General features: G+C 33.2%; 6 protein-coding genes. 4 read left to right on the top strand and 2 right to left on the bottom strand.

The window, feature by feature from the left end:
- Positions 1–99 precede the first annotated feature (99 nt).
- Positions 100–939, bottom strand: a complete 840-nt coding sequence (locus tag GOQ24_RS03625; protein ID WP_006258825.1) for a 1,4-dihydroxy-2-naphthoyl-CoA synthase — start codon at positions 937–939, stop codon at positions 100–102.
- Between the two features lie 70 nt (positions 940–1,009).
- On the opposite strand from GOQ24_RS03625, the gene GOQ24_RS03620 reads away from it, so the two are divergent.
- The 4 genes from GOQ24_RS03620 (at position 1,010) to GOQ24_RS03605 (ending at position 5,268) form a co-directional block, all read left to right on the top strand.
- The gene (locus GOQ24_RS03620) at positions 1,010–2,125 is read left to right on the top strand and encodes a C1 family peptidase (protein WP_160339117.1); all 1,116 of its coding nucleotides are present in this window, start codon (positions 1,010–1,012) and stop codon (positions 2,123–2,125) included.
- A gap of 65 nt (positions 2,126–2,190) precedes the next feature.
- Positions 2,191–3,378: a serine hydrolase domain-containing protein gene (locus GOQ24_RS03615; RefSeq protein ID WP_155092538.1), complete on the top strand. Its 1,188-nt coding sequence runs from the start codon at positions 2,191–2,193 to the stop codon at positions 3,376–3,378.
- A 2-nt stretch (positions 3,379–3,380) separates the two neighbouring features.
- Positions 3,381–4,427: an NAD(P)H-dependent flavin oxidoreductase gene (locus GOQ24_RS03610; RefSeq protein WP_160339116.1), complete on the top strand. Its 1,047-nt coding sequence runs from the start codon at positions 3,381–3,383 to the stop codon at positions 4,425–4,427.
- Entirely contained in the window at positions 4,417–5,268 is an 852-nt protein-coding gene (locus tag GOQ24_RS03605; RefSeq protein ID WP_155092540.1) for a GNAT family N-acetyltransferase, read from the top strand. The genes GOQ24_RS03610 and GOQ24_RS03605 overlap by 11 nt, the downstream gene beginning before the upstream one ends.
- A 37-nt stretch (positions 5,269–5,305) precedes the next feature.
- Here GOQ24_RS03605 and ygiD read toward each other — a convergent pair whose 3' ends face one another.
- Positions 5,306–6,148 carry a 4,5-DOPA dioxygenase extradiol gene (ygiD, locus tag GOQ24_RS03600; protein WP_155092541.1) on the bottom strand — a complete coding sequence of 281 codons (843 nt, stop codon included), beginning with the start codon at positions 6,146–6,148 and terminating at the stop codon, positions 5,306–5,308.
- Positions 6,149–6,150: the final 2 nt, after the last annotated feature.

The following is a 6,150-nucleotide window of genomic DNA, read 5'->3' as shown; positions in this document are numbered from 1 at the left end:
TACTCCCCCATGTCATTCATTAAAACACACCTTATCACAAAAAAAGAGCACTTAATTCACATGAATAAAGTGCTCTTATATCTTACTAATTATTACCTATTAAGGAATCCATTTCTTAGGGAAATTAGGTTTTCTCTTTTCAAGGAATGCATTTCTTCCTTCAATTGCCTCATCAGTCATATAGGCCAATCTTGTCGCTTCTCCAGCAAATACCTGTTGACCAACCATACCATCGTCAGTTAAGTTCATGGCAAACTTCAACATCTTAATTGATGTTGGTGATTTAGCTAACACTTCTTGAGCCCATTCATAAGCGGTATCTTCTAACTCTGCATGAGGAATCACTGCATTAACCATTCCCATCTCAAAAGCTTCTTGAGCAGAGTAATTTCTACCCAAAAAGAATATTTCTCTCGCTTTCTTTTGACCTACCATCTTTGCAAGATAAGCAGAACCATATCCTCCATCAAAACTCGTTACATCTGCATCAGTTTGCTTAAATATAGCATGTTCTTTACTGGCTAATGTCATATCACATACAACGTGTAAACTGTGACCTCCACCTACTGCCCAACCTGGTACAACTGCAATAACCACTTTTGGCATAAAGCGAATCAAACGTTGAACTTCTAAAATATTTAATCGGTGCATACCATCATCTCCTACATATCCTTGATGCCCTCTTGCTTTTTGATCTCCTCCACTACAGAAAGAATACACTCCATCTTTTGGTGATGGTCCTTCTGCTGAAAGAAGTACTACCCCAATTGACGTATCCTCTTGTGCATCATAAAAAGCACGATATAGTTCGCTTGTTGTTTTTGGTCTAAAAGCATTGCGAACCTCTGGTCTATTAAATGCTATACGAGCAACTCCATCACATTTTTTATATGTAATATCCTCAAACTCGATAGCTGTTTCCCATTGTATCTTACTCATAATCTTTTGAATTTATCGTAAAAATAATCTATTTTTTGCATTATATTGCAAAACCAAAACATTATAAACCATGAAAAAACTCTTATTCTCTCTATCGTTATTTGCTTTAACGATAAGTATTCAAGCACAAGAATATGATTTTCAAACTATTATAGACCTCGACGCAACTCCTGTAATAAGCCAAGGAAATACTGGTACTTGTTGGAGTTTTAGCACATCTTCTTTTCTGGAGTCTGAAATAATCAGGAAAACGGGAAAGTTTATTGATATATCAGAAATGTACACCGTGCGCAATGTCTATCCCAAGAAAATAGACAACTACATCACTCGTAAGGGGAAAACTCAATTTGGTGAGGGTGGACTTGCTCATGATGTAATCAACAGTATAAAAGAATACGGTATTGTTCCAAATGACGTGTTTTCTCCAGAGCAAACTAAGCAAGAATACGATCATAGTGAATTATTTAGAGTATTAAAAAGTACATTAGATGCTTATACTTCAAGCAGAAATACAATAAGTAATAATTGGAAACCAATTACTGAGTTTATCTTAGATACATATATAGGTAAAAATATTACTGAATTTACTTATGAAGGCAAGAAGTATACACCACAGACATTTATGGATATGCTAGGTATTAAAGCAGATGATTACATCACAATAACATCGTTTAAAAACCAAACTTACTACACTCCTTTTATTTTAAATATCCCAGATAATTTCTCAAATGGAAGTCTATACAACCTCCCATTAGATGAGTATATCGCTAATATTGACAACGCTTTAGATAAAGGTTATACCCTGTCTCTTGACTGTGATGTTTCAGAAATTACTTTTAATGCTAAAAACGGAATCGCATTTATCCCTTCATCAAAAGATGATAACAGTAAGGGACTAACAGAAATCGTAGAAGAAAAGACAATTACGGAAGAATCCCGCTTACAAGACTTTTATAGTTATCAAACACAAGATGATCATTTAATGCACATAATTGGAAAAGTAAAAGATCAAAAAGGCAATATCTATTATAAAGTAAAGAACTCTTGGGGAAATAATACTGAACGCATTGGCAATGACGGCTATATTTATATGAGTACTGCTTATATGAAACTTAAATCAATATCAGTACTATTGCACAAGGAGGCATTACAAAAACAAACTTTAAAAAACTTAAACATTAAATAACAACAGTTGTTTAATGGATTTACCAATTAGTTTAATACACTTAATTGGTTACAGCTAATTATAAAATGACAAACAAAAACAAACTAACAATAACCTTACTTTCTTCACTTTTAATTATTTCTTGTCAAACTAAAGTGAAAGAAAAAGACTTAGCACTAAACACTTCAATCATACAAGAACATAGTATATATGAAGAAAACCCATATCTCGTTGAATTTGACAAACTATCTCCAAGTTATATCCTATCAAAAGCAAATGAGGTAGAAGACTTTTATATTAAAAACATAAAGAAATCTGGATATACAGGAAGCTTCTTAGTGGCTAAGAACGGGCAAATAATATATGAAGATTACTCTGGATTTGCGAATAAAAGAAATGCAGAACAGATAACTGAAAACACCCCTATTCACGTTGCTTCAGTAGGTAAAGTAGTTACTGCTGTTACTATTATGCGACTTATCGATATGGGAAAACTTGAACTTGATCAAAGTGTAAGTGAAATTATAGAAGGATTTCCCTATCCAGAAATCACAGTAAAAACGCTATTATCACATCGCAGTGGATTGCGTTATTATGGTTATTATGGAGAAGTATGGAGTTATAAAACACCTATTAAAAACCAAGACGTCATTGACATTATTAAATCTGAAAAAGTAGACTTGGATTTCAGTCCAAATACCAGATTTTCATATAGTAATACAAATTACGTTGTATTAGCAAGTATAGTCGAAAAAGTTACTAATAAGACTTTTCGCGAAGCTGTAAGAGAACTAATATTTGATCCTCTAGAGATGAAAAATAGTTTTGTCTTTGATGATTTAGACAAGAAAAACGACGTAACTCAATCATATAAAAGCAATTACACTCCAATGCATTGGGATTATATGGATAGCACTTATGGGGATAAAAATATTTATGTTACCCCAAGAGATTTTCTTAAATTAGATACAGCTTTATATTCCGAAACATTCTTAAGTGAAAAGTTAAGAAAACAAATGTTTCAAGGATATAGTTTTGAAAATAAAGGAGTAAGAAATTACGGTTTAGGATTTAGACTCATCGAAATGACAAATGGAGATACATTCACGTATCACAATGGTTGGTGGAGAGGTAACACTTCATCTTATATTCGACTTGAAAAAGACAATGTGTGTATTATTTTATTTTCAAACAAATATTCGAAATTAACATACAAAACAGTTGATTTATCTCATCATTTTGGAGATTATCCTGTGGGTAATTTAGAACTATAGTTATGAAAGGATTAAAAGACATTTTAGGCATTAAGTACGATCTTGGTCAAGCTCCAATGCTTGGCGTAGCAACCCCAGAAATGGTTGCTGCAATTGCGAACCAAGGAGGTTTAGGAACCTTACCTTTAGGTGGCCTTCCCCCTGCTGTATGTGACAAACTGCTAACAAAGACTAAGGAGTTAACAGACAAACCATTTGCTATAAATATCTTTTTACATCCAATAATAAAAGAAAATAAGGAGGATATTGCTTCTATGCAAACAACCTTAAAGACAATCTGCAAGGACAACAATATCCCCTATGAAGAAATACCACACTTTATTCAACCAACCTACCACCCAATATTAGAAGTAGTATTAAAACACAACATCAAAATCATAACTTTTACTTTTGGTTGTTTTACAAAAGAAGAAATTGAGCTTTTACATAAACAGCATATATTTTTAATAGGTACAGCAACAACTGTAGAAGAAGCAAAATATTTACAAGATCACAAAATAGATGCAATCGTCTTACAAGGAATTGAAGCAGGTGGGCATAGAGGTAGTTTTCTGAGTGATAATATAGAAGACAACTTACCCCTAAATCAACTTTTTGATTGTGTAAGAAAAGAAGGAGTGAATATTCCGTTGATTGTAACAGGAGGGCTATTCACTGGCAAACAAGCCAAAGATTATTTTAATCGAGGCGCGAGCTTTGCTACTTTCGGTTCTCTTTTTATAACGGCTACCGAGAGCAATGCAATGGAATATCAAAAGGATTTACTATCCAAAGGTACTGCAGTTGAAACCAAGTTTACAAAGGCCTTCTCAGGCAAATGGGCTCGTGGAATTATCAATGACTTTATGACACAAGTAGATAACTCAAAAAGCCCCATTCCAGACTTTCCTTTTCAAAATATTTTAACACAAAATATTCGATTTTTTGCAAAACAGAAAAATCTTTATAATTTTAACTCACTTTGGTGTGGGATAAACGCGCATCATGCAACAAGAAAAGATACAAAAGATATTTTCAATAAACTGATTACAGAATTCTATGAGCAATAACTTTCAATATAGGTTTTTAAATAATGTGGATTTTACTGAACTGGTAGAAGTCTTTAATGCTTCATTTGGTGATTACACAATACCTATGCACCTAACTAAAGAAGAGTTAGAAACCAAAATTAAAGCAGAAGGTATTCAACTAAGTGATTCTATTGGAGTTTATTCAAACAAAAAATTAGTAGCCTTTATCCTTCACGGAAGGAACAATTACAAGCTATATAATGCTGCTACTGGTGTACTCCCTGAATTTAGAGGTAATAATCTTACTACAAAAATGTACGACTATGCCTTACCTATATTTAGAAGTTTTGATATTAAGAAAATTTCATTAGAAGTAATCACTTCTAATGAAACTGCATCTAAAGCCTATAGAAAGATTGGCTTTAAAAAATGGCGAAACTTGAATTGCCTAAAAGGAAATACTAAATTACAAGTAGTAGACGAAAATATTGTCAATAATACTGAAATCAAGAATATTTCTTATTACGAATATCTAATCTACTATGCTGAAAAAGATGTTCTACCTTCTTGGCAAAACAATGAGTTTTGTATCTCAAACAACGAACGCAATCTCACGCTTAAAAAGATTGTTTTCGAAGGGCAACCAGTGGGATATATCATCGTAAATACTACAAAGAATAAGATACTACAACTCTGGGTAAAAGAAGGGTTTAGACGAAAAGGATTTGCCTCTCTCCTAATAAAAGATACCATAGGAGATAACAAAGAGTTTTTTGTCACTAATATTGACGCACAAAACTTTGGTGTAAATATGTTCTTTAAATCAATTGGAGCAATAGAATTTTTAGAACAACATGAAATGGAATTATATTTAAAATAAAACAAAAGGCGATTTTATAGATCGCCTTTTGTTTTATTTACAAATATCTCCCAAACAGATACGAAGTCATACTTAAAGAACCTCCGACATATTTGTCATTGAATATCTCAATTTCATCTTTTTGATCCACAAGACCAAGCGTATATAGTAATGGATAATAATGATCAGGAGTAGGAATAGCTAATTTAGTAGCATGTCCCAAACCTCGATGATCTACTAAGACCTTAAAATTCCTATCTAAAATTGACTTTTTAATCAATTCATTACTTTCGATAGACCAATCAAAAGCATAATTATCTGTATCCATATTCTTCCAATCTATCATTCTGAGATTGTGAACAATATTTCCACTTCCTATTATCAAAACTCCTTTATTTCGCAAAGCACTTAACTCACTGCCCAATTTATAATGAAATTCACCACCCTTATAGTAATCAATACTCAATTGTACTACAGGAATATTTGCCAAGGGATACATCCTACGCAACACAGACCAACTCCCGTGATCCAATCCCCAATCCATATCTTCTTGAACGGAAGTACTCCTTACTATATGTTGAACTTGCTCTGCCAATAGGGGTGAACCATCAGTTGGATATTCAATATCAAACAACGCTTGGGGAAATCCACCAAAGTCATGTATGGTTTGAAGCTTTTGACTTGCTGTCACATAGGTTCCCTTCGTGAGCCAATGTGCAGATATAACTAATATTGCTCTTGGAATAGGCAATTTACTACTCAATTGTTTCCAAGTAACTGAGAATTCATTTTCTTCAATCGCATTCATAGGAGAACCATGCCCTATAAACAACACAGGCATTCTTCCTCCTATATCAGGAAGCCGCATCAATTGGTTAATGACCTCTTTGTCCTGATACATAA

Source organism: Myroides sp. LoEW2-1 (assembly GCF_009767705.1).
Taxonomy (GTDB): domain Bacteria; phylum Bacteroidota; class Bacteroidia; order Flavobacteriales; family Flavobacteriaceae; genus Flavobacterium; species Flavobacterium album_A.
This window is presented reverse-complemented; position numbering and strand designations above follow the sequence as displayed.

What these genes read in the sequence shown, in the direction of transcription:
- GOQ24_RS03625 (WP_006258825.1), bottom strand. Translation starts at nt 939, where the DNA reads ATGAGTAAGATACAATGGGAAACAGCTATCGAGTTTGAGGATATTACA.
- GOQ24_RS03620 (WP_160339117.1), top strand. Translation starts at nt 1,010, where the DNA reads ATGAAAAAACTCTTATTCTCTCTATCGTTATTTGCTTTAACGATAAGT.
- GOQ24_RS03615 (WP_155092538.1), top strand. Translation starts at nt 2,191, where the DNA reads ATGACAAACAAAAACAAACTAACAATAACCTTACTTTCTTCACTTTTA.
- GOQ24_RS03610 (WP_160339116.1), top strand. Translation starts at nt 3,381, where the DNA reads ATGAAAGGATTAAAAGACATTTTAGGCATTAAGTACGATCTTGGTCAA.
- GOQ24_RS03605 (WP_155092540.1), top strand. Translation starts at nt 4,417, where the DNA reads ATGAGCAATAACTTTCAATATAGGTTTTTAAATAATGTGGATTTTACT.
- ygiD (WP_155092541.1), bottom strand. Translation starts at nt 6,148, where the DNA reads ATGTATCAGGACAAAGAGGTCATTAACCAATTGATGCGGCTTCCTGAT.